The following is a 26,619-nucleotide window of genomic DNA, read 5'->3' as shown; positions in this document are numbered from 1 at the left end:
CGGATAACGACGTTGGTAGCCCACCGTTTGTAAATTGCTGGTAAGCGCCGCGATGCGCTTTGGACGCCTCACTCCGCCGCGTGAAGGCGCCGCGCCTCGATGATGGTCCTGATCTCGGCGCGGCAGGAGCCGCAATTGGTGCCGGCATGCAAGGTGGCGCCGATCGCTTCGACGCTTACGCAGCCTCCGCGCACCGCTTCGGCGATCTGATTGGCGCCGACCCCGAAACATGAGCAGACGATGGCGCCGCGATCGACGCTGTTGCCGCCCGGCCGCCCCGCCACGATCGCCAGTCGCCCGCGCCGATCGGCATGGTCCGCGCTCAACTGCTCGACCGCCCAGCCGCGCGACACCGCGACCGGCCTGGGCGCAAGATAGAGCGCGCCAGTCAGCCGGCTGCCGGCAAAGCGGGCGAAGCGATAGTGCCCGCCGGCGACATCATGATAGGCGAGCGTCTCGCCTGGCGCGTCCGCCCCGAAAAGCGAGGCCGCGAAACCCGGCCAGTCCCGGTCGGCTTCCAGCGCAAGCTCGAGACGCCAGCCGGCGGCGCAGCGGGCGAGGCTCCAATAGTCGGCGTCGATCGAGGCTGGCCGTTCGGCAAGCACCGCGAAGCCGAACGCGACGGCAGCGAAGCGTTCCACCCTGGCGGCAACATTCTTCGAGGCCGGCTGTCCTGAAATCGGATCGGTGATGGGCGCCACCAGCGCATCGACACGAGCCCGCGCGGAAAACTGGTCCGTCCAGTGCATTGGCACGAAGACCGAGCCTGGCCGCTGCCGCGCCGTCACCAGCGCACGAAGCAGCACCTCGCCATGCTCGGTTGAGACGCGGACGATGTCGGCATCGCCGATGCCGAAGCGCTGAGCGTCGGCCGGGTGGATTTCGGCGAACGGCTCGGCCAGGTGCTGCGACAGCCGCTGGCTTTTTCCCGTCCGCGTCATGGTGTGCCAGTGGTCGCGAACCCGCCCAGTGTTGAGCACCAGCGGGAATCTTTCGTTCGTGCGGGTTTGCGGAACTGGACGGATCGGGATGAAGCGCGCCTTGCCGTCGGGTGTGTAGAAGTTGCCGTTGGCGAAGAAGCGGGTGCTGGCTGAGCTATGTCCAGCTTGAATACCCCCCTCTGGCCAGAGGGGGGTGCCTTGGCTCGGCGCCGGCCATTGGAATGGCGCCAACTCCTCATAGGTCTCTGCATCGACCCCGGCATACGCACCGATGTCGAAATCGCGGGCGCCGTCATTCTCGAACGCTGACAGCGCGGCGTGCTCGGCGAAGATATCGGCTGGCGACGGATGCGAAAACGCTTCGTCAAAACCCATCCGCTTGGCGACTTCGGCGACGATCCACCAGTCGGCCCTTGCCTCTCCGGGCGTGGCCAAAAAGGCGCGCTGGCGCGAGATGCGGCGCTCCGAATTGGTGACCGAGCCGTCCTTCTCGCCCCATGCGGCTGCGGGCAGCCGGACGTGGGCGTGGCGGACCGTGTCGGTCTTGGCCAACACGTCCGACACCACGACAAACGGGCAGGCCTTGATCGCCGCCTCGACGGCATCGGCGTCCGGCATCGAGTCGACCGGGTTGGTAGCCATGATCCACAGCGCCTTGATGCGCCCATCGGCTACCGCCTGAAACATCTCGACCGCCTTCAGGCCGGGCTTTTCGGCGACGGCCGGCGCACTCCAGAACCGCTGCACGCGGTCGCGGTGCTCGGGGTTTTCGATCTCCATATGGGCGGCCAGCATGTTGGCCAGGCCGCCGACCTCCCGACCGCCCATGGCGTTGGGCTGGCCGGTCACCGAAAACGGTCCGGCGCCGGGCTTGCCGATACGGCCGGTAGCGAGATGACAGTTGATGATGGCGTTGACCTTGTCGGTGCCCGAGGACGACTGGTTAACGCCCTGGCTGTAGACGGTCACCGTATTCGCCGTCGCGGCGAACAGGCTGTAGAAGCGGACAAGCTCGTCCTCGCCGAGGCCCGTGGCAGCGGCGATGCCGGCAAGGTCGAGCGCGGAAGCGGCAAAAAGGGCTTGCCCGAAGCCGGTTGTGTGCGCCGTGATATAGGTGCGGTCCAGCGCGTTGTGCTGGCCGAGATAGGCGAGCAGCCCTGTGAACAGCGCGACGTCGCCATCCGGCGCGATCGCCAGATGCATGTCGGCAATATCTGATGTCATCGTGCGGCGCGGGTCGACCAGTACCACCTTCATGTCGGGCCGTTTTTCCCGGGCAGCGGCAATGCGCTGGTAGAGCACCGGATGGCACCAGGCGAGATTGGAGCCGACCAGCACGATCAGATCGGCGAGTTCCAGATCCTCGTAGCTGCCCGGCACCGTGTCAGAGCCGAAGGCGCGGCGGTGGCCGGCAACCGACGAGGCCATGCACAGGCGCGAATTGGTGTCGATATTGGCCGAGCCGATGAAGCCTTTCATCAGCTTGTTGGCGACATAATAGTCCTCGGTCAGCAACTGACCGGAGACGTAGAAGGCGACCGCGTCGCGACCGTGCTCGGCGATGGTCCGCGAGAAGGTCGAGGCGACGAGGTCGAGCGCTTCGTCCCAGTCCGTGCGGCGACCGTGGATCTCCGGATAGAGCAGCCGTCCGTCTAGGTCGATCGTCTCGGCCAGCGCTGAGCCCTTGGAACAGAGCCGGCCGAAATTCGCCGGATGGTCAGGGTCGCCGCGAACGGTTACCTCTCCGTTCGCGGCGACCTTCGCCAACACGCCGCAGCCCACCCCGCAATAGGGGCAGGTGGTCCTCACCTCGCGCGCTTCGTCGATCTTCATAATTCAAGCCGCGCGACTGGCCAGCGCTTCCAGCGCAATGAACAGGCGCTCGCCCTCGATCCGCACCGGAATGGTGCGCACCGCACCTTCGTCGGCGCCGAGCGCCTTGCCGGTTTCCAGCGAGATCACCCAATTGTGCAGAGGACAGGTCACCGCCGCGCCATGGACGATCCCCTGCGAGAGCGGCCCGCCCTTGTGCGGGCAATGGTCCTCGATGGCGAAGACCTGGTCGTCAGCGGTGCGGAAGACAGCAATCTTGCCTTGAGGCGTGGCGACGCAGCGCGCGCCGCGGCGCGGAATGTCTGAGAGCGTGCCGACAGCAATCCAATTCATCATCATCACTCCGCCGCCTGCGCGAAGCCGACCGAAGCCATCGGCCGGAATTCGTGCTTGTCCTTGCCGGAAACGCGTTCCGACCATGGGTCGACCTGAGCGAATCTCTGCGAAAAGACGAAGCGGTCGAAATAGGCCTTGCGCTTCTCGCCATCGTCCATGATCTGGCGCTTGATCTCGGCGATGCCGATGCGCTTGGCCCATTTGTAGATGCGCTCGAGATAGCGGCCCTGCTCGCGATACATCTGCGTCAGCGCCACGATATGCTCCAGTGCCTCGTCCTCGGTTTTGACCAGGCCGAGCACCTCGGTTCCCTTGATGTCGAGGCCGGCTGCCCCGGCGAAATGGATCTCATAGCCTGAATCGACGCAGATCACGCCGACATCCTTGCAGGTTGCCTCGGCGCAGTTCCGCGGGCAGCCCGACACCGCCATCTTGACCTTGGCCGGCGTCCACGAGCCCCACATGAATTTCTCGATGCGGACGCCGAACCCCGTCGAATCCTGCGTGCCGAAGCGGCACCAGTCCGAACCGACGCAGGTCTTTACGGTGCGCAGTCCCTTGGCATAGGCGTGGCCGGAGACGAAGCCGGCCTGGCCGAGATCGGCCCACACCGCCGGCAGATCCTCCTTGCGGATGCCGAGCATGTCGATGCGCTGGCCACCGGTGACCTTGACCATTGGAATTTCGAATTTGTCGACGACGTCGGCAATGGCGCGCAGTTCGGCGGCATTGGTGACGCCGCCCCACATGCGCGGCACCACCGAATAGGTGCCGTCCTTCTGGATGTTGGCGTGTACGCGTTCGTTGATGAAACGCGACTGGTAGTCGTCGGCATACTCGTCCGGCCAGTCGCAGACGAGATAGTAATTGAGCGCCGGCCGGCATTTGGCGCAGCCGCAGGAGGTGGTCCATTCCAGTTCCTGCATGACGGCGGGAATGGTCTTCAGGCCCTTGGCCTTGATCAGCCGGCGGACCTCATCATGGCCGAGCGTGGTGCAGCCGCACATCGGCTGCACCGCCGCCGGATTATATTTGTCGCCGATGGTAAGTACCATCAGCTTCTCGACCAGCCCGGTGCAGGAGCCGCAGGAGGCGGACGCCTTGGTGTGAGCGCGCACGTCGTCGAGCGAGGTCAGGCTTTTGGCCGTGATCGCGCCAGTGATCTTTCCCTTGCAAACGCCGTTGCAGCCGCAGATTTCCGCATCATCCGGCAAGGCTGCAACGGCCGCCATAGGGTCCAGGGAGGCGCCTCCCTGGTATGACTGGCCGAAGATAAGCGTGTCGCGCATTTCCGATATGTCGGTCTGCTTCTTCTTGAGGTCGTTGAACCAGGCGCCGTCCGCCGTCTCGCCGTAAAGCACGGTGCCGATGATGCGGTCATCCCTGAGCACCAGGCGCTTGTAGACGCCGGCCGCGGCATCGCGCAGCACGATCTCCTGGCGGTCCTCGCCCTCGGCAAAGTCGCCAAGCGAGAACAGCTCGATGCCGGTAACCTTGAGCTTGGTCGGCGTGTCCGAATGGACGAAGGCGGCGGCCTCGTCGCCGGCCAACTGGCTGGCGGCGACACGCGCCATCTCATAGAGCGGTGCGACCAGGCCGTAGACCATGCCGTTGACCTCGGCGCATTCGCCGAGCGCGAAGATGTCGGGATCGTTGCTGCGCATGCCGGCGTCGACGACGATGCCGCGATTGACGGCAATGCCGGCGTCTTTCGCCAGCGTCGCATTCGGCCTGATGCCGACCGCCATGACGACCAGCGTCGCCGGGATGACGGTGCCGTCGGCGAGTTCCACCTGCTCGACCTTACCCTTGCCTGTGATCGCCTGGGTGTTGGCCTTGGTGATGACCTTGATGCCGCGTTGCTCGACAGCGCGCTGCAGCAGATAGCCGGCGGCCGGATCGAGCTGACGCTCCATCAGCGTCGGCATGACATGCAGCACGGTGACGTCCATGCCTTGCGCGTTCAAGCCCGCTGCCGCCTCCAGCCCGAGCAAGCCGCCGCCGATGACCACGGCCTTGGCCCGTGACTGCGCGGCCAGCATCATCGCCCGAACATCGTCGAGATCGCGATAGGTCAGAACGCCCGGCAGATCATGGCCGGGCACCGGGATGATAAACGGCACCGAGCCGGTGGCGATGACGAGCTTGTCGTAGGGCTCGGTCACGCCATGATCGGAGGTGACGGTCTTTGCCTGCCTGTCGATGGCGACGATCTTGTGGCCCTTGTAGAGGGTGATCCCGTGCTTGATGTACCAGCCATCGCCATGGATGATGATCTCCTCATAGTCCTTTTCGCCTGACAGAACCGGCGACAGCATGATGCGGTCGTAGTTCACGCGCGGCTCGGCATTGAAGATGGTGACCTGGTAGAGGTCCGGCGCCTTTTCCAGCAGGTGCTCCAGCATGCGCCCGGGGGCCATGCCGTTGCCGATGATGACGAGTTTTTCGGTCATGTCCTGATCCACTCCTGTCTCATTCAGCCGCGTAGGAAAGGCCTGAAGCTTCGGCGGCGGCCGCGCGCTCCATCCGCCGGATGCTGAAATGCATCCAGGCAAAGCAGGTGGCGACGATGACGAAGAGCAGCATGAAGCAACTCGACCAGACGCCGGTGAGGTCGTTGAGTGCGCCGAAGGCGATTGGCAGGATAAAGCCGCCGAGCCCGCCAATCATGCCGACAACGCCGCCGACCGCGCCGACACTCTGCGGGTAGTAAACCGGGATGTGCTTGTAGACGGCGGCCTTGCCAAGGCTCATGAAGAAGCCGAGCACGCAGGCAACGGCTATGAAGGCGAACGGGCCGATCTCGAAATGGAAGGCGATCGGCCCGCTGATGCCGTGCACGACGTAGTCTGCCGAGGGGAGAGACAGAACGAGAGTCGCGACGGCACTGACCGCGAAGGTCCAGTAGAGCACGGTGCGGGCGCCGATCCGGTCGGATAGCACGCCGCCATAGGCGCGAAAGATACTCGCCGGGATCGAATAGGCCGCGCCGATCATGCCGGCGGTCGCGATGCCGAATCCGTAGACGCCGATCAGGTAGCGCGGCAACCACAGCGACAGCGCCACGAATGCACCGAAGGCGAAGAAATAATAAAAGGCGAAGCGCCAGACCTGCAGGTTCTTGAGTGGCGCGAATTCCTGCAAGAAGCTTCTCGCGGGCGCTGCCTTGCCGGCGCGGCGCTCGCGGATGACCGGGTCGTCGTCGGTGGTGAACCAGAAGACGACGGCCATGACCACGAGTGCTGCCGCCCAGATCAGCGCAACCGACTGCCAGCCCCAGGAGAGAAGCACGAATGGTGCCAGGAACTTGGTGACCGCGGCGCCGACATTGCCGACACCGAAAATGCCAAGCGCCGTGCCCTGCTTGCCGGCCGGGAAGAAGCGCGAGACATAGGCGACACCGACGGCGAAGGAACCACCGGCGAGCCCAACGCCTAACGCGGCGACCAGCATCTGTCCGTAGGTTTGCGCAAAAGCGAGCAGGAAGGTCGCGACCGCCGCCGCAAGCATGGTCGCGGTGTATACCAGCCGTCCGCCAAAACGGTCAGTCCAGACACCGAGCACCATGCGCACGAGCGAACCGGTGAGGATCGGCGTGCCGACCAGCAGGCCGAACTCCGTCTCGTTCAGCCCAAGGTCCTGCTTTATGCGCACGCCGATGATTGAAAATATCGTCCACACCGCGAAGCAGACGGTGAAGGCGATGGTGGACATCACAAGCGCCTGGCGGGGAGCATTGTCCTGGCTGGGCGCGGCTGGGAGATTTGCGGTCAACGTCTGGCTCCGGTTTGCGGCGTGGGAGGCACCGCGGATGTTTGTGGGTGAATGATCAGCGGCGCGGCATCGGTGCGTGCAACGAGACCGGGCTCGCCACGGTCAGGTCCTTGCTTTCCGTCTTGGCGCCGACGGGAAACAGCAGGAGCGCGGCGGTGAACAGTGCCGCCGTCAGCGCGCTGCTGGCCAGAAAATCGCGGCGCGTGAAGTCCGCGAGGGACGCGGCAGTTCCGATCCGTTTCGTCATCGTCGTCTCCGGTTGGGCGCCGCTTGGGACCAGCGCCGTCGATCGCGTAAAAACAAAAAAGCCGCCGGTCAGGTCTTTGCGCGTCCGTCCATCCGGGATCGCGTATTGACCTGAGCGGCAGCTTTGCCTGTGGCGCCCGCCATTGGACGCCGTGTCACTTGGCCCTTTCGGACCCACAATCTGAAAAGCAGGAAGCGTGCCAACTCGACAGCGCTCCAGATTATCGAATGAAATCAATGTGAACCGCAACCGCGCGATTTTTGACCAAGCCCGGCAGCGGATCAAAGATTAGTCAGAATGCCTTGCACAGCAGCATAATATTTGTGCAATGCGGTAGATTGCCCATTGCCGATGCAGATTGCCAATTGTGGATGATGACGCGATTTCCGGTCATGGCCTCACTCCGCGGCTTCCACGAAGCGGTGGCGTTCATAGAGGAACTTCAGCACCGCCTCGCGGCAGCGCAGGAAGGTCCGGTCGGAGGAAAGCTCGATGCGCCGGCGCGGCCGGGCCAGCGGCACCGCAAGCACCTCGCCGATGGTCGCCGCTGGACCGTTGGTCATCATGACGATGCGATCGGACAACAGCACCGCCTCGTCGACATCGTGCGTGATCATGATCGTCGTCGAGCCAAGCCTCGAATGGATATCCATCACCGCATCCTGCAGATGGGCGCGCGTCAGAGCGTCCAGCGCACCGAAGGGCTCGTCGAGCAGCAGGATCTTCGGCTCCATGGCCAGCGCGCGGGCGATGCCGACGCGCTGCTTCATGCCGCCCGATATCTCGGCGGGCCGCTTGTCCCTGGCATGCGCCATCTGCACGAGGTCGAGATTGCGCATGATCCAGTCATGCCGCTCGGCCTTGGTCCTGGTCGAACCGAACACCTTCGACACCGCCAGATTGATGTTCTCGTAGACGGTGAGCCACGGCAAAAGGCTGTGGTTCTGGAACACCACGGCGCGCTCGGGTCCAGGGCTGTCGACCTCCTTGTCCTCGAGCAGGACCGCGCCGGCGGAGACTCTGGTCAGCCCGGCGATCAGGTTGAGCAAGGTCGACTTGCCGCAGCCGGAATGGCCGATGATGGAGACGAATTCGCCTTTGTCGATGGTCAGCCGGATGTCTTTCAGCACCTCGCTGACCTGGCCGCCGCGGGCAAAGGATTTGTCGATATGGTCGAGTTTCAGGTAGGCCGTCATCGCCCCTCTCCTCACTTTGCCGTTGTGCCGCGGGTGACGAAGGCGCCGGCCGCCGCGACCAAGCGGTCGAGGCAGAAGCCGGTGACGCCGATATAGGCGAGCGCGACGATGATGTCGGGCAGCCGCGACGAGTTCCAGGCGTCCCAGATGAAGAAGCCGATGCCGACGCCGCCTGTCAGCATTTCGGCGGCGACGATGGCGAGCCAGGACAGGCCGATGCCGATGCGCAGGCCGGTGAAGATGTAAGGTGCCGCGGCCGGCACCATGATCTTTACGAAGAATTCGAGCTGGTTGAGCCTGAGGATGCGGGAGACGTTTCGATAATCCTCTGGAATGTTGCGGACGCCGACGGCAGTGTTGATGATCACCGGCCAGATCGAGGTGATGAAGATGACGAAGATCGCCGACGGGCTGGAATCGCGGAAGGCAGCCAGCGACAGCGGCAGCCAGGCGAGCGGCGGCACGGTGCGCAGAATCTGGAACACAGGATCGAGGCCGCGCATCGCCCAGATCGACTGGCCGACCAGCGCACCGAGCGCGACGCCGACGATGGCAGCCAGGCCGAAGCCGATGGCGACCCGCTGCAGCGAGATCAGCACCCGCCAGGCCAGTCCGATATCCTGCGGACCATAGTCGAAGAACGGATGGGCGATCAGATCGTAGGCCTCGTTCCATACCTGGCTAGGTGGCGGCAAGCTGGCATTGGGCGACGAGCAGGCGACCTGCCAGACGACGAGCATGACGATGATGACTACGGCCGGCGGCACCAGCGTGCTCGCCAGCTTGCCGGCGATCGCGGTGGGATCGAAGCGGCGCCTCACCTTGGCGGTGAAAGCTATGACCTCTGCAGGCTTGGCAGGCGCGGGGAACGCCTTCACCTTGGTGTCCTCGATGGCTTGAATAGACATTTCGCAAAAAGCTCCTTGAGCACTGGCAAGCGGCGCAGCGGCGGCGCTTGCCGTCCACGTCAGGCCGATGCCTTGATCTTGAGGCTGTCGAGATAGGCGGACGGGTTGGCCGGATCGAAAATCTTGCCGTCAAAGAAGGTCTCGACGCCGCGCGATGGAGACGCCGGGATATCGGCCGCAGCAACGCCAAGATCCTTGGCCGCCTCGCGCCACAGATCTTCGCGGTTGACTTGATCGACCAGCGCCTTGATGTCGGTGGTCGCCGCGAATTTGCCCCAGCGGATGTTTTCGGCGAGGAACCAGCTGTCGTGGCTCTTGAACGGATAGGACACACCGCCCTTCCAGAACTTCATGTAGAGGTCGGTGCCGGTGGCGACGCGGTCATTGCCGTAATTGATGTCGCCCTTGAGGCGGCCGATGATGTCGGCTGTCGGCACGTTCATCCATTGCCGCTTGCCGATGATGGCCGCCATCTCGTCCTTGTTTTCCATGGCTTCGCACCATTGCTGGGCTTCCATGACGGCCATCAGGATCGCCTTGGTGGCGTTCGGGTTCTTGTCGATGAAGGCGGCGCGCAGGCCGAGCGCCTTTTCCGGATGGCCTTTCCACAACTCGCCCGTGGTGGCGGCGGTAAAGCCGACGCCCTGATGGACGAGTTGCTCGTTCCATGGCTCGCCGACGCAGAACACGTCCATGTTGCCGACCTTCATGTTGGCGACCATCTGCGGTGGCGGCACGACGATGGTCGAGACATCCTTGTTGGGATCGATGCCGCCAGCGGCCAGCCAATAGCGCAACCAGAGATCATGAGTGCCGCCCGGGAAGGTCATGGCGGCCTTCACCTCCTTGCCTTCGGCCTTCTTGGCCGCGAAGGCGTCCTTCAGCTTGGAGGCGTCGAGGCCGACGCCGGTGCCGGCATATTCCTGCGCGACGGAAATCGCCTGGCAGTCGTAATTCAGCCGCGCGACGATCGCCATCGGCATCGGCTGGTTGTTCTGCGTCACCTTGCCGGTATGCATCAGGTAAGGCATCGGCGTCAGGATATGGGCGCCGTCGATGCCGTTGGCTTCGCCGCCGAGCATCAGATTGTCGCGCGTCGCGCCCCAGGAGGCCTGCTTGAGCACCTCGACATCGGGCATGCCGAATTTCTCGAACAGGCCCTTCTCCTTGGCGATCATCAGCGGCGCCGCATCGGTCAGCGCGATGAAGCCGAGCTTGGCGCCGGTGACTTCCGGTGCCGCGGGCGCCGCATAGGCGCCAGACGGCAGCAGCGCGCGTGCCGCTGCCAGGGTTGCCGCCGTGGCAGCACTTGCCGTCAGAAAATTGCGGCGGGTCATGCCCTCGAGAGGGGCTTCAGTCTTGATGCGTTTCGTCATCGTCGTCTCCCGTTGGGCACTGCTTGGGATCAGCGCCGTCGATTGCCGTGCTCGGTCAAAACAAAAAAAGCCGCCGGCCAGGCCGCGCGCGTCCGTCCATCCGGGATCGCGTGTTGACCTGAGCGGCAGCTTTGCCTGTAGCGCCCGCCATTGGACGCCTGTTCCGTGACCCGAAAAGAGTCTGCTTATTGCAATGCAGGAACCGTGCCAGTTTCGGAATGGATGACAAACATCAATGAGATCAACGGCATGCCACAATCATCGGCGCGCTGGCCCGTTGGACGAGCAAGCCAAAGATTGTTCATTAGCGCAGTTGCACGCATAATTTTTGTGCAATGCACAAGAATGGCGCGAAAATGATCAGGCTTCGGCGCGCGCCAATTTCTGCCCGGCAATGTAGGCGTCGACCTCGTCGGGATCGAATATCTGGCCATCGAAGAAACCATCGGGGCCGAGCACCAGACTGGCGCCGGCGGAGCCGACAGGTGTGGCAGACGCCAGCGCGCCCTCCACCTTAGAATTGGCGCCGGGAAGTGCGACGCCGAGCGGCTTCAGCGCTGCGCGATAGAGGTCGGGCCGGTAGGTGTCCCGCCCGAGCGCCATGTGGGCAGCGCTGTGCTTGACCTGCCCCCAACGGACCATCTGCGTGTAGAACCACAGCGCGTGGCTTTTCCACGGAAAATTTGCCGCCTTGCCGAAAGCCAGAAAGAAGTCCTCGACGGTCAGTTCCGCGCCGCCGCCCAGCGCAAGATGTCCGGTCAGGATCGGCATCTGTAGCGCCGGCGAAAGGCCGAGGAAGGAAGGCTGCGCCATCAGGGCGGCCAGTTCGCCGCGGTTTGCCGGATCTTGGCACCAGCGCGCGGCGTGATGGAGCGCGCGCAGCAGCGCCGAAAGCGCTTCCGGGTGTTTTTCGGCCCAGGCCTTGCGCACGCCGACGACTTTCTCGGGGCTGGTCTTCCAGATGGTGGCCTTGACCGTGGCGATATGGCCGGTGCCGGCGACGACCGAGGCGCTGTTCCACGGTTCGCCGGCGCAGTAGCCGTCGATCCTGCCGGCGGCGAGTGCGTCGGCCATGAAGGGCGGCGGCACGATGACGATTTCTATTTCGCGCGACGGATCGATGCCGCAGGCGGCGAGCCAGTAGCGCAGTTCGTAATTGTGTCCGGAGTGCGGATGCACGACCGCAAAGCGCAGGGGGTCGCGACCGGCATTTGCCCGTTCACGGATCAGCGCTCCCAAGGCCTTGCCGGCCCGCGCCGGATTGAGATCGGGCAAGGCGCCGTGCGCGGCCATACCCGCCCAGAGCGTGTTCGAAACCGTTACGCAGTTACCGCCCAGTCCCAGCGAGAACGGCACGATCGTGTCGGAGGCGAGCGGGGTGAGCCCCAGATTGCAGGCGATCGGCATCGGCCCCAGCATATGCGCCAAATCGAAATGCCCGATCGCGATGCGGTCGCGGATGTTGGCCCAAGAGGTTTCGCGGCTGAGCGTCAGGTCGACGCCTTCGCGTGCGGCAAAGCCGATCTCCCTCGCTGCGACAAGGACGGCGCTGTCGAAGAGCGGTATGAAACCTGCGTTGATCTGGTGTTCGGCCGCCATGCTCAACTCTCTCCGGGATCCAGAAGGCCTGCCGCCGTCACCAGGCTCTGCGCGATTTCGCTGATCTTGCGGTTCTGGTTCATGGCGGTCTTGCGCAGAAGCGTATAGGCCGCGTCCTCCGACAGGCCGCGTGATCGCATCAGGATGCCCTTGGCGCGGTCGATGACCTTGCGGTCCTCCAATTCACTGCGGGCTTCCTCAAGTTCGCGCGCCATCCGCGAGAACGCGTTGAAGCGGCTGATCGCCATGTCGAGGATCGGCTTGACGCGCTCCTGGCGCAGCCCGTCGACGACATAGGCGGAGACCCCCGCTTCCACCGCAGCTTCGATTGATGCCTGATCCGACCGGTCCACGAACATGGCGATCGGCCGCTTCACCACGCGCGAAAGCTGGAACATGTTTTCAAGCATATCGCGGTTGGGATTTTCGAGATCGATGACGATTACGTCCGGTTCGATCTCGGCAATGCGCCGCGCTATTCCCGCAACATCGTGAACGACCGTGACCTGCTCATGCCCGGCCTCCCGCAATCCCGCCTCGATGATGGAGGCGCGGATGTGGTTTTCGTCGATCACCAGGACGGTGAGGGATTTCCGGATCATGCCGCATTTTGCGCACGGCGCGCGATTGTGCAATGCGGCATGGCGAGAATTGACGAAGTCATCGCTTCGGAGACCGTAACATATTTCGCGGAACCGACCGTTAAGCCTCTCTAAACGCATCTGACTTTGCTTTTGTATCCACCGCGCTATTTCCCAATTGCGACCTTGTCTCGCTGGCTTTGAAATTGGAGGTTTCCATGGATCGGCGATTATTTTTGACAGGAGTGTTTGGCGTTGCTGGGGCAGCAGCCCTTGCGAGCGCAGTTCGGCCAATCAACGCGGTGGCCGGCGTACCGAGCGCCAGAAGTGGCATCCTCGATGAACTCGACGCGCTGGAGACAGAGCCGTTCGAAGATGAGGATACTCAGGCGGAGCCGGTCCGCCATCGGCGCTGGCACCGCAGGCGGCGGCGCCGGCGGCGGCATTGGAGAAGGGTCTGTCGTCGTGCCTGGCGGTATGGCCGTCTGCGCAGACGGTGCTTTCGCAGGCCTGTTTGGGTTTGGGCCTGGTATTACTAGCAGTTAGTGTGCTGAAAACCCCGGTGGTTGCCGGGGTTTTCAGTCTCAGACTAGCCGAATACGGATCAGCCAGTCCTTCGCGCTCAGAAATTTCTACCAATCATTCCTGACCCCTAATGCAACCATTCCGTGACCTGCGAGTTGCGGCAGGGCGGGGTAGGGACATGCAGACATGGCAAAGCGTGAAAGGCTGGGCTACCCCCCACTTGCCGAGGCCATTCGGCAGTTCATCAGCGCTGAAGACAATCGCCATCACGTACACAAGCTGCTTGGGCTGGAGGTCGAACAGGAATTGACGCCAACGCTGGCATCATTGCTTGAGGCGATCGGCAAGGCCGGTCGGGAACGAAACTCCATAGCTGCCCTGACGGGTCCTGCTAAGGGAAGCCCGCCGCCGTTGAGGAACAAGCGACGGGCCCACAACGGCTGTGCTTCCACGGAGAACTGGCCGCCGCAATTCTAAACCCGCGCGGGCCTACATCGTTCCTCTTCCCGCTCTAAATTACCCTCCATGGCAACCTACTGGTTCTCCCCTCCGGTGTTCGTGAAGACCGAAATGGTCGGTGTCAGCTATGCCTGTAATAATGTCCGAGGTGCATCCGAGCAGCTCCTGAAGTGGTCCAAGAGGGCCCAAGTGGAAACGTGCGTCGGCCCTCTGCCTTCAAGCCCTGGGGGGTGAGGAGGTTGACCCTAAGGAAGTACGCAAGGACTTGGAGGCTGCTGCCGAGGAGGAGGGGGGTACTATGGCCCATGAAGCTCTCACTTTAGCTCGCATGAGCCTGTTATCCGATGGGTCGTAAGAAAATTTGGCCCGGATATTCCGACCCTCCTTTTGACCCCGTTGAACCCGCTCACCCGAATTGTCTATCCGAGCTAGCTCAAGCGGCCGATTTGGGGGCGATCTTTATCGGCTACTAATGACCTGTCGCTTGACGCTGGGTTGGGTGGGCACGCGCGTCAGGCCGGAGTGTAGGCTGGGGTACGGAAGTCGCAATCTTTGAAGGCCCGTCCCCGGCCGCACTCTTGAGACACCCGCCCGGGTGGCCTTTGGGGCCGGCACTAGCCGGTGTAAGACTGACAGGGTGCCCAAGGCTCCGCTGACTTGGTCCTGTCATCGCTCAGTCACTATTTAGTTGTGCTGCCACTGCACCCCGCGAAGGCAGCTCAAAGCAGCGGGGACTAACCCCAAGCCCCCCACCCGGTCCCCGCTGCTCATTTACCGTCACGGAACCCCGAAGGTCTAGCCGACCCAGAGCGCCATCTTCAGCGCCTATGCCAGCGCCTTCCGCATCGCCCTCGTCGCATGCTCCAGCCGCCTCTCAGGCCCGCCGTATCGTTCGCTACGTCGCCAAGCGCGTGGCCCTCTCTCCCAAGCATCCGTGCCTAGGCCCTCGCCTCTACCAAACACATGAGCATCCCTAAATTACCCTCATAGCTCTCCATTGGTTTCACCCTCCGGTCAACATCGAGACAGACCGACCTGGACTCACCTATGGCTGCAACAACGTCGAGGGTGCCGCCACGGAACTTATGAAGTGGGCCAAGCGAGGACCAAGAAGCCTGCATGGCCTGCCTTGGAGGCGAGGGCACACCCGACGACGTAAGGAAGGCCTTAGAAGCCGCGGCCAAGGAGGAGGGGTTGCTGCGCTCCCTGGTTAGGTTTCCATTTGCGTTATTTGTTCTATCTCGTCGCACGTTGGTCGCTACAGTGCGTTTGATGGGGCAGCCCGGCAGCCCTACTTGGGGGCGCAACGGCCGCCGGGCCTGGCCGGCTGGCAGGTCGGGGGGCGGTCGCCGGCTTGGGCGAAATTGTATGCCGCTTCATGCATCGTTGCTAATTTAGTAAAATGGTCATGGTCCGTTCCCCTAGCCATCAAATCGGATGAGCCTAGACTCGAACCTGTGCGTAAACGAGTGACTGCCGGTGCTGGCCGGCTAGAGTTCATTCCTCCGATGATGCCTACCTTGGTCGCCAAGCCGCCCCAAGGCGACGACTGGATGCATGAAGCCAAATTCGACGGCTACCGCTCCCAAATCATCATCGACGCCGGCCGTGTGCGGATCTTCACCCGCCGCGGCCTAGACTGGACATCGAAGTACCGCGATCTAGCTGCGGCGGCGCGAACGCTGGACGTCGAGAATGCCATCATCGAGGGCGAAGTCGTCGTCTTGAATGAGGCTGGGCCTGTCGGACTTTGCCGCGCTGCGCAAGGCCATCACCAGACGCCAGCACGACCTCTATTTCGTTGCGTTCGATCTCCTGCATCTCAACGGCCACGATCTGCGCGACATGGTACTTGAGGATCGGCGGGAAATCCTAGCCGGCTCATAGGGTCTGACAGCCGCATCCAGTTCAGTGAGACCATGCCGGGCGAGGCTAATGCGATCTATCATCTTGATCGACGCGGCTGGCCTGGAAGGGATGGTATCGAAGCGTCGGGACAGCAAATATCGCAGCGGCCCGACCACCAATTGGCTGAAGACAAAATCCTTCACAGAAAGCGAGTTTGAACTACTCGGCGTCGAACGCGAGAGGGGCAAGCCCGCGTTTGCTCTGATGGCTGACCCAGCCACCCGCAAATATGTCGGCAGCGCGTTCGTGAGCGTCAATCGCGAGATGCGGGAACGACTTTGGAAAAGGGTCCAGGAGCATGCCGGGTCACCGCCCAAGGACATGCCAAAGCGACCGGCAACGCAGTGGGTCAAGCCGGGCATCAAAGCCCGCGTGAAGCACCTCAGGGGCGAGGACGACCTTCGCCACGCTTCGCTTCAGGACTTCTGGGATGAAAGCTAGCTTTCCGCGTTCTATGCGCTGCCGCTTGCCTCGCTTTCCTCGTCAAGTGCTGAGGCACCGGCAAAATAGGCGTTGGCAATCAGCCAAATTAAGCGGACTAATGGTTTCCAGCAAAGGACGCGCGGCGTGGTATACCATCACTATCCGGGGAAACATTGGATACGCAGCCGCTCAGCGCCATCAAAATCAACACCAAAAATAGTCGCATCTTTCCCTCCGAATTGGGGGCACTTAGCACGGATGTCATGCTGGTGCCTGGCCGCCGACCGAAAGCGAGGCCCGTTCAGAAACTTATGGAGACCGACATTCCCCGGATGAACCCGGTTCTGGCGACACAGTAGCCGTCATGGCCGCCCCAGGCAATGTTGAGCGCGGTGCGGGAGGGTAAGGCCGCCATTGCACAGCTGCCCTGCGACATGCGAGTTTGTCAACCAAATGGCTCATCATGGGAGTCTCGTCATGTCCATTCGCCGGATTGCGTTGACCTCGGCAGCGGTCATGCTTGCCTTCACAACCCTCGCCCAGGCCAGGCCGGACGCCCGCGCCATGACCTGCCAACAGACGCAGGCGCTAATCCAGAGCCATGGCTCGGCGGTGCTGACCACCGGCCCGAACACCTATGCCCTCTACGTCCGCCGATACAGCAATGCGTGCGACTGGTCGGAAATCCCAGCGGTAGGGTTTGTGCCGACGCTCGATGGCCAGTGCTTAGTTCATCGATGCAGAGAGCCGCTCTACACTCCTCCCGGCTGACGGTGACGAGCATAGCTATTCTGCTGCGCCTTTCGGCAGGTAGCCCTTAGCCTCAAGGTTTTCTCGACATAGGCAGCAACCATGCGCCTGTCTGGGAACGGAGTCGCATCATCGGCGTTACCGGCCAGCCAAACGCTGCGATGATATGGAGGAACGGCGTGATCGAGTTGACTGAGAAGGAAAAGCGCTTTCTCAAGCGCGTTGACACCATCACTCACGTTCCCTGGTCGAACAAAGTCACCGCCGCAGATTCCAAAGGCAAGCCAATGCGGATCGCACGGGCGACGTTTGCCCGATTAAGAGACGACGGCATCATCATCCGATCTACTAGCGACCTAACCTCGAACACCTACGTCATTAATTCTGCACCCGTGACGCCACAAGTCGAGGAAGTGCAGGAAGCGTCCTGATCGGGCGGGGGCACGGCGGCGCGTCAATCCTCAGCCTCACGCCGGCGCCGCCACCATTCTCTAGGCCGGAGGGTGATGACGCGCAAACATTCGCCGTCGAGCGTTCGCAATGAGAGAGGCGGGCGCTCATTCCGCCTCTCGGTGTCGGCTCAAAACGTCGTGCAGTTCACGGTGTTGCCAAAGCGGTTGCAAGTCGTCGTTTTCGGCTGACTGTTTTGCATGTCGGCAAATGCCGCATTCGCCTTGGCAGATGCCCTGCCGCGAGACGAAATGGACTCGTTTTGGATGCATTGGGCCATGGCCGGGGTCCCTGGCTCGAAGCCGTAGGAAACGCATCGGTTGCGGAAATAGGTTGCCTGTTCCGCCTGCGGTGTGGTGGCAAACCAAGCAGGTGAGCCAGGCATACCTAGGCCCGAACCGGAGCAGCCGCTTAAAAGGATGGTCGCGGCCCCTGCCGCCGCGAAAATATGGTATTTGCGCATGCTGCCCCCTGCGCATGCACTGAACTTCAAAAGCTTCGGCCCCGCAAGGGCCGGCGCGGCGCGCAAATATCCCTTCGAAGCCGAACTTTGGGCAGCGCAGCTGGCGGCGTCGGTTCTCCAGCTGGCTTCCGCAGGGGACGCATCAGCATGAGCGCCGGCGTCAAGACAAAGGCGCTGGCTGCATTCGTGCGGCAGTGCCTTGATCCGCTGCCCGATGCCGTCCTCATCGACACGCACCACAATCAGCTCATGCGTCAGGCGCGCCGACTTCCTTGGCGCAAGGCTGATGCTGTCACCAGCCTGGCAACAGCGGAAACGGCTTACTGGCAAGAGAAAAGCATTCACGCGATGTACGTCCTGGAGGACGAGGACAAATCTAGCGCCTATTCTGACAAACGGATGATCAGCGTCGACAGGAGCCGGCAGGCTGTGGCCGATCAAATCCGAGTTCCAGCGCCCGATCTAATGGCCGTCCAATGGAAGCGAGAAGCCGCAAAGGACCGATATCTGCCGATCGGCAAGGACGAAGTCGCCAAGCTCATTGCGGCGGACGAGGCGTTTCTTGCAGCGCATCCGATCACGAAGCAACCTCGTAGAAAACGTGGGCGGAGCGACCATCACTGAACCGGACAAAAAACTGTCATAGCCCGCTGCCTCACGGTGGCGGGTTTTTCTTTGTGTGAACCTCCAATTAGGATTGACACCTAGCGGCATTTCTCCCTCGCCCCGTCATGACCGAACCGTAACCTCGACCGGCAAGGGGGAGCGCTGGTTTTGCAGCGAGGCAGAAGCCCGAGCGGCCGGCTGGCGAAAAGCGCGACGGTGGCGTCCGCCTTGCTCCTGTCCCGCAGCTATTGCGCGATTTTGGTTCCGTTGACGCCCGGCAATCATGGAAGGCCGAGGGGCGAGTGATCGAGCTCCGGTTCCCATAGCACACTAGCCCAGCACTAAGCCTGCAATCAAAACGGCAAATCCGATAGAAAGCGGGACCGCCAAAAGCCAGCCCGCCTCCAAAACGCTATTTTCTTGCCGATCCATAACAGTCTCCTCTTTGATGCTGCCCCTGATTACGAAAGCCATTGGGAGCGGTTCGGTTCCGACGATTTTGCCAAGGACCCGGGGAGATGGCACCACCGGGTGCTCGCGTTCGTCCTCACCATTCGCGTGTTCGGCATCGCATCGCGTCGCGTCAGGTCGACGCTGTTCGAACCGCTCGCGCGGTGATAAGCGGTTGAGGATCTGAGTCCTACTTGAAGGTACCGCAATTGCTCATCGCGTTCGCCATATCTGTAGGTCTCGCACTGGTAACGGTTCTGATGCACTATGAAGTGCTAAATATCGCCGGAACGATGAGGCGTCGTTTTTCACTTCCGATGCGGGTTGATCTGCTGCTCTTGGTCGTCGCAGCAATCATTGCTCACGTGGTGGGGATCTGTCTTTTCGCGCTCGCCTACGCCTGGATGAACCACCATCCAGACCTTGGAGGTCTCGCAGGCTTGTTTTCCGGAAGCGCAGCGGATTTCTTCTATTTCTCGGTTACCTGTTACACGACGATCGGCTTTGGCGAAGTCTATGCCACTGGGCCGATGCGAATCGTTGCTGCCTTGGAGGGTCTCAACGGACTCGTCCTGATCGCTTGGTCAGCATCGTTCGCATACGCATCGACTTCGGATCTGTGGAAGCGGGAGCAAGACTGACGCGCGTTTCAGAGGTCGTGTTCCTTCGTCATAGCTGTTCGCGCCGAAAGGTGCGGCGGGCTTTTTCGTTCGGGCGCCAAGGAGCTTGTAACCGTTTACCTGAATGTTCCCCATAGGGGCTTATTCAAAATTTCGCCACTGCACCGCTATCAGAACGGCCCGTTGCTATAACGTGGTAATCGAGGCCATTACCAATGGCTTAGCCCATTTTAAATAACGGGTTCCCGGTTAATCCACTGCCGCTGATAAACAGCAGGGAAACAGCGAGCAGCCTGCGGCCCAGACCCTTTTGAACCTTTTGAGTGTTCCCTGTAGGGCGCCCATAGAAAATTTCGGCCAGCTGATAGGCGATGCCTCTCTGGTGCGGCTTACGGCGCTCTAGGCACCTCAAAGTGGTCCCGTCGCCATCGCGATCCAGCTTGGAAATGTGCGGAACCGTACGAAGCGGATTGCACGGCAACCAACGCGGTGGCCGGGCATTAATTTAGCAAAGCATCAAATAGGAAAGCATCGGGAGGAAGACCATGCTGCACCTTAACATGCCTGGCGAATTTGAGGTCGGCGATGAGGTTGCGCTAGCAGGTACCGTCATCTCCATTCTCCCTAGCGGCCGAGCCAGAGTGAGCATTCCATCCTATGACCATCCTTACACGCTAGAGCCGCCACCCAAAGCCCGGGCCGGCGACCGAGTAGTTCTTGTTGGGGACGTCACCCGCATCGATCGCGGAGCAGACAAACTCACCGTGCGGATTGACTGCGGCGGCGTGATTACGGTCGCCAGGTCGGCAATCACTCGGCTGAGGAAGCACCGCCGGGCTTCAGCCGGTTGACGCTACGGCGACACAACGGCCTGCGCTCGTCGGCATACGGAACATGCAAGCGTATCGTGCCTCAAGCCAATCTAACTTCGAGGGACCTAGGCCTGCGCTAAAAAGTCCGAACATTTCCCATCCCCTCGCCTTTCGGCAAATCTGGCGGAAAACGGAGACTAGGCAAATTTTGCGACCCCCAAAAAGCGCCTCGGGGTGCCGCGGCGGTGCCCCGAACGATTTCAGGGCAACAGGCCCCCGAGGGGGAGATTGCTAATCAACTGAAATCATTATAGAAATTTTGGTGGAGCCAATCGGAATCGAACCGACGACCTCTTGAATGCCATTCAAGCGCTCTCCCAACTGAGCTATGGCCCCACTCCGGCAGTCAACCGGCGCCGTTGCCGGCGAAGAGATCGGCGCGGGTTGAGACCGCGCCGTTAGTGCAGGCGGCTTCTAACCCCGCCTTCCGTCAATATCAAGCCTTTAAGAGCCGCTTTTTATTAACACCCCGCGAAAGTCGGTGGGTACTGTAGGAGAGGCCGGATCAGACTTCGTCGTCGTCGTCGCCGACGCCGATCATGTCGGCGACATCGTCGTCCTCTTCCTCTTCGTCGGCGAGGAAGGTATCGTCGTCGTCGCCGAGGTCCACATCGTCCTCGTCATCGCCGAGATCGGGAAGATCGTCGGGCTTCGCATCCTCGTCCGCCTCTTCGAGCGAGACGACCTCGACGCCCTCTTCCTCCTCGGCGTCGACTTCCTTCTCGGCAACTTCCTCTTCCTCCTCAAGGGCGGCAATCTTGCCTTCCTCGAAATAAGAGCGGGGATAGCTCTTGCCGGTATAGGGCGAGACGATCGGATCCTTGTTCAGATCATAGAATTTTTGACCCGTCTCGGGGTCGATACGTTTGGTGCCAAGTTCGGGTTTTGCCACAGCAAGCCTCGTCGATGAAAGTTTGGTCCCCATAACCACAGTTTACGGCGCTGTCAAAGCCTAAAGCCAAGGTCACAAATCCCCGCGTTGAGCGACCTCTTGCAAGGGGATGACCATTTCCGTCCGCCGTGATACGAGACCGCGCAAACCAGAAGAAAAAGGCCGGCCACCGGCGTTTTTCACCCAAGGAAAACCCATGTCGCATACTGCCGCCCCGAAACCGGCCACCGCCCGCAAATCGCCAGCGCTTTCAGGCACAGCACGGGTGCCCGGCGACAAGTCGATCTCGCACCGCTCGTTCATGTTCGGCGGCCTCGCCTCCGGCGAAACCCGCATCACCGGCCTGCTGGAAGGCGAGGACGTGATGCGCACGGGCGCCGCGATGAAGGCAATGGGCGCGCATATAGAGAAGCGCGGCGCTGAATGGGTGATCCGCGGCACCGGCAACGGCGCGCTGCTGCAGCCGGAAGGCCCGCTCGATTTCGGCAACGCCGGCACCGGCTCGCGCCTCACCATGGGCCTGGTCGGCACCTACGACATGGAGACGACCTTCATCGGCGACGCCTCGCTGTCCGGCCGACCGATGGGCCGCGTGCTCGAGCCGCTGCGCCAGATGGGCGTGCAGGTGCTGAAGGCGACGCCCGGCGACCGCATGCCGATCACGCTGCGCGGCCCCAAACACGCCGCGCCGATCACCTACCGCGTGCCGATGGCCTCGGCCCAGGTGAAGTCGGCGGTGCTGCTCGCCGGGCTGAACACGCCCGGCATCACCACCGTCATCGAGCCGGTGATGACGCGCGACCACACCGAAAAGATGCTGCAGGGATTCGGCGCCAATCTGTCGGTCGAGACCGACGAGCGCGGCGTGCGCCACATCTTCATCGAGGGCCAGGGCAAGCTCACCGGCCAGACAATCGCTGTGCCGGGCGACCCGTCATCGGCCGGTTTCCCGCTGGTGGCGGCGCTGATCGTGCCGGGCTCGGACATTAAAATCGAAAACGTGCTGATGAACCCGACCCGCACCGGTCTTTTGTTGACGCTACAGGAAATGGGCGCCCGGATCGACGTTCTCGACCCGCGCAATGAAGGCGGCGAGGATGTCGCCGATCTGCGGGTACGCTATTCCGAGCTGAAGGGCGTCACCGTGCCGCCCGAACGGGCGCCGACGATGATCGACGAATATCCGGTGCTTGCTGTCGCGGCGAGCTTTGCCGAGGGCGAGACGCTGATGCAGGGGCTGGAAGAGCTGCGGGTGAAGGAATCGGACCGGCTGTCGGCGGTCGCCGAAGGGCTGAAGCTCAATGGCGTCGACTGTACCGAGGGCGAAGCCACACTGGCCGTGCGTGGAAAACCCGGCGGCAAGGGGCTTGGCCAACATCCGAACGGAAAGAGCACCATCGTCCAGACCCATCTCGACCACCGCATTGCCATGAGCTTTCTGGTCATGGGACTGGCAACGGAAAAGCCTGTCACCATCGACGACCAGGCGATGATCGCGACCAGCTTTCCGGAATTCATGGGGCTTATGAAGGGGCTGGGGGCGGAGATCAGCTAAGGTCTGCGAATGTTTTGGACGTTGCTCGTCGGCGGTTTGGTTTTGACGGCATTGGTCGGGCGCGTGGCGGCGCAGTCAAGTTTCGATCTGGGATATTCCGACAGGAAGCCAGGTGCGATTAGCCTGATCGGCTTTCTTTTTTTCCCGTTTTGGATCGTCCTCTTCATCTTGCTGGCGACGACGGCGCATTTTTTTCCAGACGTTAGCGGCGCTCTCATGCCATATGTTTCGAACTTCGTTTTTAAGCTGGCTGCCGGGATCACATTCGTCGCGATCGCCACGTTTCCCATTTCCGTACCGCTTCTGATAGGAATTCCCGTTGGATTCTTGGCCGGATATTGGACCGGACGGCGGTCTTCCGGACTTTGACGTTGAACCCGATTGGTTCTTGATTTAATGACCTTCCTCCGTTTGAAGCGGCACGTATGAGCTCAATCACTGATAAAGCTGGCTTCACCATCGCCATCGACGGCCCAGCAGGCGCGGGCAAAGGCACCGTTGCCCGCCGATTGGCCGACCATTACCGGCTGAACCTGCTCGACACCGGCCTCACCTATCGCGCGGTGGCGCATGCGCTGCTTCGGCTCGGCCTGCCGCTCGACAATGTCTCGGCCGCCGAGACCGCTGCCCGGCAGGTCGACCTGGCCAAGCTCGACCGGTCGGTGCTGACGGCGCATGCGGTCGGCGAAGCGGCTTCGAAAGTGGCTGTCATCCCTTCGGTGCGGCGCATACTGGTCGAAAAGCAGCGCGAATTCGCCAAGGCGCCGCCGGGCGCCGTGCTCGACGGCCGCGACATCGGCACCGTGGTCTGTCCCGACGCCGACATAAAACTCTATGTGACGGCGAGCGCCGAGGTGCGGGCACAACGCAGGCTGGCCGAGATCGAGAGCATCGGCGGCACCGCCGATTTCGACGATATCCTCGCCGATATCCTGCGCCGCGACGAGCGCGACATGGGTCGCGCCGACTCGCCGCTGAAGCCGGCCGCCGACGCGCACTTGCTCGACACGTCGGAAATGGCTATAGAAGCCGCGTTCCTGGCGGCCAAGGCGATCATCGACGACGTTCTGGCCAAGAGAAACAAAGCCTGAGCCGGGTTTCCTGCCGTTGCCGATTGCCGGCGGCGAAAAGATACCCATATCGGGCACGAACCAGCCTGCCAGCATTCTTCATGCGCCGGAATTGCCGCTTAGGCGGCCAAGGGCTTTTTTGAGGCCCGGAACGCCGGCAGGCCAACGCAACGCTAACCCACGGCGCCCGCCCCGCTTGAGATGCGGGGCATTCCAGGAGAAACTATGTCAGTTGCAAATCCCACTCGCGATGATTTCGCGAGCCTGCTCGAAGAATCTTTTTCCGCCGGCCATTCCGGCGAAGGCCAAGTCGTCAAGGGCACGATCACTGCGATCGAAAAGGACATGGCAATCATCGACGTCGGCCTCAAGGTCGAAGGTCGCGTGCCGCTGAAGGAATTCGGCGTCAAGGGCAAGGATTCGACGCTTAAGGTCGGCGACACGGTCGAGGTCTATGTCGAGCGCATCGAGAACGCGCTTGGCGAAGCGATGCTTTCGCGTGAGAAGGCCCGCCGCGAAGAGAGCTGGGTCCGTCTCGAAGAGAAGTTCACCAAGGGCGAGCGCGTCGAAGGCGTCATCTTCAACCAGGTCAAGGGCGGCTTCACCGTCGATCTCGACGGCGCCGTGGCCTTCCTGCCGCGCAGCCAGGTCGACATCCGTCCGATCCGCGACGTCTCGCCGCTGATGCACAATCCGCAGCCTTTCGAAATCCTCAAGATGGATCGCCGCCGCGGCAACATCGTGGTGTCGCGCCGCACCGTGCTCGAGGAGAGCCGCGCCGAACAGCGTTCGGAAATCGTGCAGAACCTCGAAGAGGGCCAGGTGGTCGAAGGCGTCGTCAAGAACATCACCGACTATGGTGCGTTCGTCGACCTCGGCGGCATCGACGGCCTGTTGCATGTCACCGATATGGCATGGCGCCGCGTCAACCATCCGACCGAAATCCTCAACATCGGCCAGACGGTCAAGGTGCAGATCATCCGCATCAACCAGGAAACCCACCGCATCTCGCTCGGCATGAAGCAGCTCGAGAGCGATCCGTGGTCCGAGATCGGGACGAAATTCCCGATCGGCAAGAAGATCAAGGGCACCGTCACCAACATCACCGACTACGGCGCGTTCGTCGAGCTGGAGCCGGGCATCGAGGGTCTCATCCACGTTTCGGAAATGTCGTGGACGAAGAAGAATGTACATCCCGGCAAGATCCTGTCGACGACGCAGGAAGTCGACGTGGTGGTGCTCGAGGTCGATCCGGCCAAGCGCCGCATCTCGCTCGGCCTCAAGCAGACGCTCGAGAACCCGTGGCAGGCTTTCGCCAGCAGCCATCCGGTCGGCAGCCAGGTCGAGGGCGAGGTCAAGAACAAGACCGAGTTCGGCCTGTTCATTGGCCTCGAAGGCGATGTCGACGGCATGGTCCATCTTTCCGACCTCGACTGGACCCGTCCGGGCGAGCAGGTGATCGAGGAGTACAATCGCGGCGACATCGTCAAGGCGCAGGTGCTCGACGTCGACATCGACAAGGAGCGCATCTCGCTCGGCATCAAGCAGCTGGCCAAGGATACGGCCGGCGAGGCGGCGACTTCAGGCGAACTGCGCAAGAACGCGGTCGTCACCTGCGAGGTCACCGGCGTCAAGGATGGCGGCCTGGAAGTGCGGCTGGTCGACAGCGGCATCGAGACCTTCATCAAGCGCTCCGACCTCAGCCGTGACCGCGACGAGCAGCGCCCCGAGCGCTTCACGGTCGGCCAGAAGGTTGATGCCCGCGTCATCGCCTTCGACAAGAAGACCCGCAAGCTGCAGGTCTCGATCAAGGCGCTGGAAATCGCCGAAGAGAAGGAAGCGGTCGCCCAGTACGGCTCGACCGACTCCGGCGCTTCGCTGGGCGACATCCTGGGCGCCGCGCTGAAGAAGCAGGGTAGCTAGGTCCACTAACGCCGCGCCTCGCGCGGCCTGTTAAAAACCCCGCCGGAGCGATCCGGCGGGGTTTTGTTTGACCATGGTCAGAGCATCGTAACCCCAAACGTGGCAAACCGATTTTGGGAAATCCGCGCTCAAACAAAGAGATAGATCAGGCCCTGCCGTAAAGCGGCACCAGTGTGCCGCTCATCGCCAGATTGGCCGGCGAAGCGAGGTAGGCGATCGCTTCCGCCGCCGCTTCGAGGCTGACCCATTTGCCGAAATCGGCGGCCGGCATGTCAGCCCGGTTGGCCGGCGTATCGAGGGTCGAGGGCGCGACCGCATTGACCAGGATGCCCTTGCCCTTGAGTTCTTCCGCCATCGCCACCGTCATTGCCGCGACCGCTGCCTTGCTGGCGGCATAGGCGATCATGCCGGAACCGCGCCGCAGGTCGAGCCCGGCACGCGCCGTGATATTGACGATGCGGCCCGACACGGAAGATTCCAGCATTGAGCGGATCGCCGCGCGGCAGCACAGGAAGGTGGTGCGGGCGTTGGTGTCCATCATTTCGGCAAAAGACGCGGGCTCGATCTTCTCGACCGGCGCGGCGGTGAAGCCGCCGGCCAGATGGATGGATGCCCACAAATCCGTAACACTGGCGAAGAACGCATCGACCTTGGCGGGATCGGCGAGATCGACATTGTGCGCCAGCCTAACACGCTCATGTGCCGGGAAGGGAAAATGCGCGGGCGCGGCGGCATGGGCGTTCGGCACATGGCAGATCGCGCCCTGCTCCAGCAGTTTGCCGACAACCGCGCCACCGAGCGCTCCGGTGCCGCCGGTCACCACAACATGCCTGCCGTCCAGTGTATCCGTCATCTACGACCG

At 62.3% G+C, this 26,619-nt stretch carries 25 protein-coding genes, 1 tRNA gene and 1 pseudogene; 13 read left to right on the top strand and 14 right to left on the bottom strand.

Annotation, left to right across the window (positions count from 1 at the left end; translation table 11 throughout):
• Positions 1 to 68: 68 nt before the first annotated feature.
• The 10 genes from BLT09_RS10610 to BLT09_RS10565 all read right to left on the bottom strand — a co-directional run bounded on the left by BLT09_RS10610 (position 69) and on the right by BLT09_RS10565 (position 12,812).
• The gene (locus BLT09_RS10610; RefSeq protein WP_091592775.1) at positions 69 to 2,774 is read right to left on the bottom strand and encodes a nitrate reductase; all 2,706 of its coding nucleotides are present in this window, start codon (positions 2,772 to 2,774) and stop codon (positions 69 to 71) included.
• A gap of 3 nt (positions 2,775 to 2,777) precedes the next feature.
• Positions 2,778 to 3,113, bottom strand: coding sequence for a nitrite reductase small subunit NirD (gene nirD / locus BLT09_RS10605; protein WP_208602492.1), 336 nt, complete (start codon positions 3,111 to 3,113; stop codon positions 2,778 to 2,780).
• Positions 3,113 to 5,563 (bottom strand): nitrite reductase large subunit NirB, encoded by a 2,451-nt coding sequence (gene nirB, locus BLT09_RS10600; protein ID WP_091592773.1) that lies wholly within the window; start codon positions 5,561 to 5,563, stop codon positions 3,113 to 3,115. Before nirB ends, nirD begins: the two co-directional genes overlap by 1 nt.
• Positions 5,564 to 5,582: 19 nt before the next feature.
• A complete protein-coding gene (locus BLT09_RS10595; protein WP_208602494.1) occupies positions 5,583 to 6,824 on the bottom strand; it encodes an MFS transporter in 1,242 nt (413 codons plus the stop codon).
• Positions 6,825 to 6,939: 115 nt separating this feature from the next.
• Entirely contained in the window at positions 6,940 to 7,131 is a 192-nt protein-coding gene (locus BLT09_RS10590) for a hypothetical protein (RefSeq protein ID WP_091592996.1), read from the bottom strand.
• Positions 7,132 to 7,529: 398 nt separating this feature from the next.
• On the bottom strand, positions 7,530 to 8,327 hold the full coding sequence (locus BLT09_RS10585) for an ABC transporter ATP-binding protein (RefSeq protein ID WP_023796767.1): 798 nt from the start codon (positions 8,325 to 8,327) through the stop codon (positions 7,530 to 7,532).
• A gap of 11 nt (positions 8,328 to 8,338) precedes the next feature.
• Entirely contained in the window at positions 8,339 to 9,235 is an 897-nt protein-coding gene (ntrB, locus tag BLT09_RS10580) for a nitrate ABC transporter permease (RefSeq protein ID WP_091592770.1), read from the bottom strand.
• A 59-nt stretch (positions 9,236 to 9,294) separates the two neighbouring features.
• On the bottom strand, positions 9,295 to 10,611 hold the full coding sequence (locus BLT09_RS10575; RefSeq protein WP_091592768.1) for a CmpA/NrtA family ABC transporter substrate-binding protein: 1,317 nt from the start codon (positions 10,609 to 10,611) through the stop codon (positions 9,295 to 9,297).
• Positions 10,612 to 10,971: 360 nt separating this feature from the next.
• Positions 10,972 to 12,210: a CmpA/NrtA family ABC transporter substrate-binding protein gene (locus BLT09_RS10570; protein WP_167366395.1), complete on the bottom strand. Its 1,239-nt coding sequence runs from the start codon at positions 12,208 to 12,210 to the stop codon at positions 10,972 to 10,974.
• Positions 12,211 to 12,212: 2 nt separating this feature from the next.
• A complete protein-coding gene (locus BLT09_RS10565; RefSeq protein WP_023796771.1) occupies positions 12,213 to 12,812 on the bottom strand; it encodes an ANTAR domain-containing response regulator in 600 nt (199 codons plus the stop codon).
• 690 nt (positions 12,813 to 13,502) lie between these two features.
• On the opposite strand from BLT09_RS10565, the gene BLT09_RS10555 reads away from it, so the two are divergent.
• The 6 genes and pseudogenes from BLT09_RS10555 to BLT09_RS10535 all read left to right on the top strand — a co-directional run bounded on the left by BLT09_RS10555 (position 13,503) and on the right by BLT09_RS10535 (position 17,287).
• Positions 13,503 to 13,793: a hypothetical protein gene (locus tag BLT09_RS10555; RefSeq protein ID WP_091592765.1), complete on the top strand. Its 291-nt coding sequence runs from the start codon at positions 13,503 to 13,505 to the stop codon at positions 13,791 to 13,793.
• Between the two features lie 1,490 nt (positions 13,794 to 15,283).
• Positions 15,284 to 15,460: pseudogene (locus tag BLT09_RS36005) on the top strand (ATP-dependent DNA ligase); the annotation flags it as partial.
• Positions 15,461 to 15,503: 43 nt separating this feature from the next.
• Positions 15,504 to 15,662, top strand: a complete 159-nt coding sequence (locus BLT09_RS36000) for a DNA ligase-like domain-containing protein (RefSeq protein WP_461435578.1) — start codon at positions 15,504 to 15,506, stop codon at positions 15,660 to 15,662.
• Positions 15,663 to 15,725: 63 nt separating this feature from the next.
• Entirely contained in the window at positions 15,726 to 16,124 is a 399-nt protein-coding gene (locus BLT09_RS35995) for a hypothetical protein (protein WP_461435577.1), read from the top strand.
• A 459-nt stretch (positions 16,125 to 16,583) separates the two neighbouring features.
• Complete coding sequence (locus BLT09_RS10540; RefSeq protein ID WP_091592992.1) at positions 16,584 to 16,877, top strand: hypothetical protein; 294 nt, start codon at positions 16,584 to 16,586, stop codon at positions 16,875 to 16,877.
• Positions 16,878 to 17,035: 158 nt separating this feature from the next.
• Positions 17,036 to 17,287 carry a hypothetical protein gene (locus tag BLT09_RS10535; RefSeq protein WP_139172577.1) on the top strand — a complete coding sequence of 84 codons (252 nt, stop codon included), beginning with the start codon at positions 17,036 to 17,038 and terminating at the stop codon, positions 17,285 to 17,287.
• A gap of 149 nt (positions 17,288 to 17,436) precedes the next feature.
• Here the strand turns inward: BLT09_RS10535 and BLT09_RS10530 are convergent, their stop codons facing one another.
• On the bottom strand, positions 17,437 to 17,769 hold the full coding sequence (locus tag BLT09_RS10530) for a hypothetical protein (protein WP_091592761.1): 333 nt from the start codon (positions 17,767 to 17,769) through the stop codon (positions 17,437 to 17,439).
• A gap of 147 nt (positions 17,770 to 17,916) precedes the next feature.
• Between BLT09_RS10530 and BLT09_RS10525 the strand changes: the two genes are divergently transcribed.
• From BLT09_RS10525 to BLT09_RS10515, 3 genes are all read left to right on the top strand, one after another.
• Positions 17,917 to 18,393 carry a hypothetical protein gene (locus BLT09_RS10525; protein WP_091592759.1) on the top strand — a complete coding sequence of 159 codons (477 nt, stop codon included), beginning with the start codon at positions 17,917 to 17,919 and terminating at the stop codon, positions 18,391 to 18,393.
• 402 nt (positions 18,394 to 18,795) lie between these two features.
• Complete coding sequence (locus BLT09_RS33625; RefSeq protein WP_139172573.1) at positions 18,796 to 18,993, top strand: hypothetical protein; 198 nt, start codon at positions 18,796 to 18,798, stop codon at positions 18,991 to 18,993.
• A 26-nt stretch (positions 18,994 to 19,019) separates the two neighbouring features.
• Positions 19,020 to 19,466 carry a potassium channel family protein gene (locus BLT09_RS10515; protein ID WP_236473766.1) on the top strand — a complete coding sequence of 149 codons (447 nt, stop codon included), beginning with the start codon at positions 19,020 to 19,022 and terminating at the stop codon, positions 19,464 to 19,466.
• Positions 19,467 to 20,577: 1,111 nt separating this feature from the next.
• Here BLT09_RS10515 and BLT09_RS10505 read toward each other — a convergent pair.
• Together BLT09_RS10505 and BLT09_RS10500 are read right to left on the bottom strand one after the other, a co-directional pair.
• A tRNA-Ala gene (locus tag BLT09_RS10505) sits at positions 20,578 to 20,653 on the bottom strand.
• A gap of 169 nt (positions 20,654 to 20,822) precedes the next feature.
• The gene (locus tag BLT09_RS10500; RefSeq protein WP_091592989.1) at positions 20,823 to 21,209 is read right to left on the bottom strand and encodes a TIGR02300 family protein; all 387 of its coding nucleotides are present in this window, start codon (positions 21,207 to 21,209) and stop codon (positions 20,823 to 20,825) included.
• A gap of 196 nt (positions 21,210 to 21,405) precedes the next feature.
• Between BLT09_RS10500 and aroA the strand changes: the two genes are divergently transcribed.
• The 4 genes from aroA to rpsA all read left to right on the top strand — a co-directional run bounded on the left by aroA (position 21,406) and on the right by rpsA (position 25,757).
• A complete protein-coding gene (gene aroA, locus BLT09_RS10495; protein ID WP_091592754.1) occupies positions 21,406 to 22,764 on the top strand; it encodes a 3-phosphoshikimate 1-carboxyvinyltransferase in 1,359 nt (452 codons plus the stop codon).
• A gap of 9 nt (positions 22,765 to 22,773) precedes the next feature.
• Positions 22,774 to 23,133 (top strand): hypothetical protein, encoded by a 360-nt coding sequence (locus BLT09_RS10490; protein WP_091592751.1) that lies wholly within the window; start codon positions 22,774 to 22,776, stop codon positions 23,131 to 23,133.
• A gap of 56 nt (positions 23,134 to 23,189) precedes the next feature.
• Positions 23,190 to 23,855 carry a (d)CMP kinase gene (cmk, locus tag BLT09_RS10485; protein ID WP_091592749.1) on the top strand — a complete coding sequence of 222 codons (666 nt, stop codon included), beginning with the start codon at positions 23,190 to 23,192 and terminating at the stop codon, positions 23,853 to 23,855.
• Positions 23,856 to 24,059: 204 nt separating this feature from the next.
• A complete protein-coding gene (rpsA, locus tag BLT09_RS10480; protein WP_027151507.1) occupies positions 24,060 to 25,757 on the top strand; it encodes a 30S ribosomal protein S1 in 1,698 nt (565 codons plus the stop codon).
• A gap of 145 nt (positions 25,758 to 25,902) precedes the next feature.
• Here the strand turns inward: rpsA and BLT09_RS10475 are convergent, their stop codons facing one another.
• Positions 25,903 to 26,610: an SDR family NAD(P)-dependent oxidoreductase gene (locus BLT09_RS10475; RefSeq protein ID WP_091592748.1), complete on the bottom strand. Its 708-nt coding sequence runs from the start codon at positions 26,608 to 26,610 to the stop codon at positions 25,903 to 25,905.
• Between the last annotated feature and the right edge of the window lie 9 nt (positions 26,611 to 26,619).

Source organism: Mesorhizobium muleiense (genome assembly GCF_900099905.1).
GTDB lineage: Bacteria > Pseudomonadota > Alphaproteobacteria > Rhizobiales > Rhizobiaceae > Mesorhizobium > Mesorhizobium muleiense.
The sequence above is the reverse complement of the archived record's forward strand: the minus strand, read 5'-3'. Positions and strand labels throughout refer to the sequence as shown.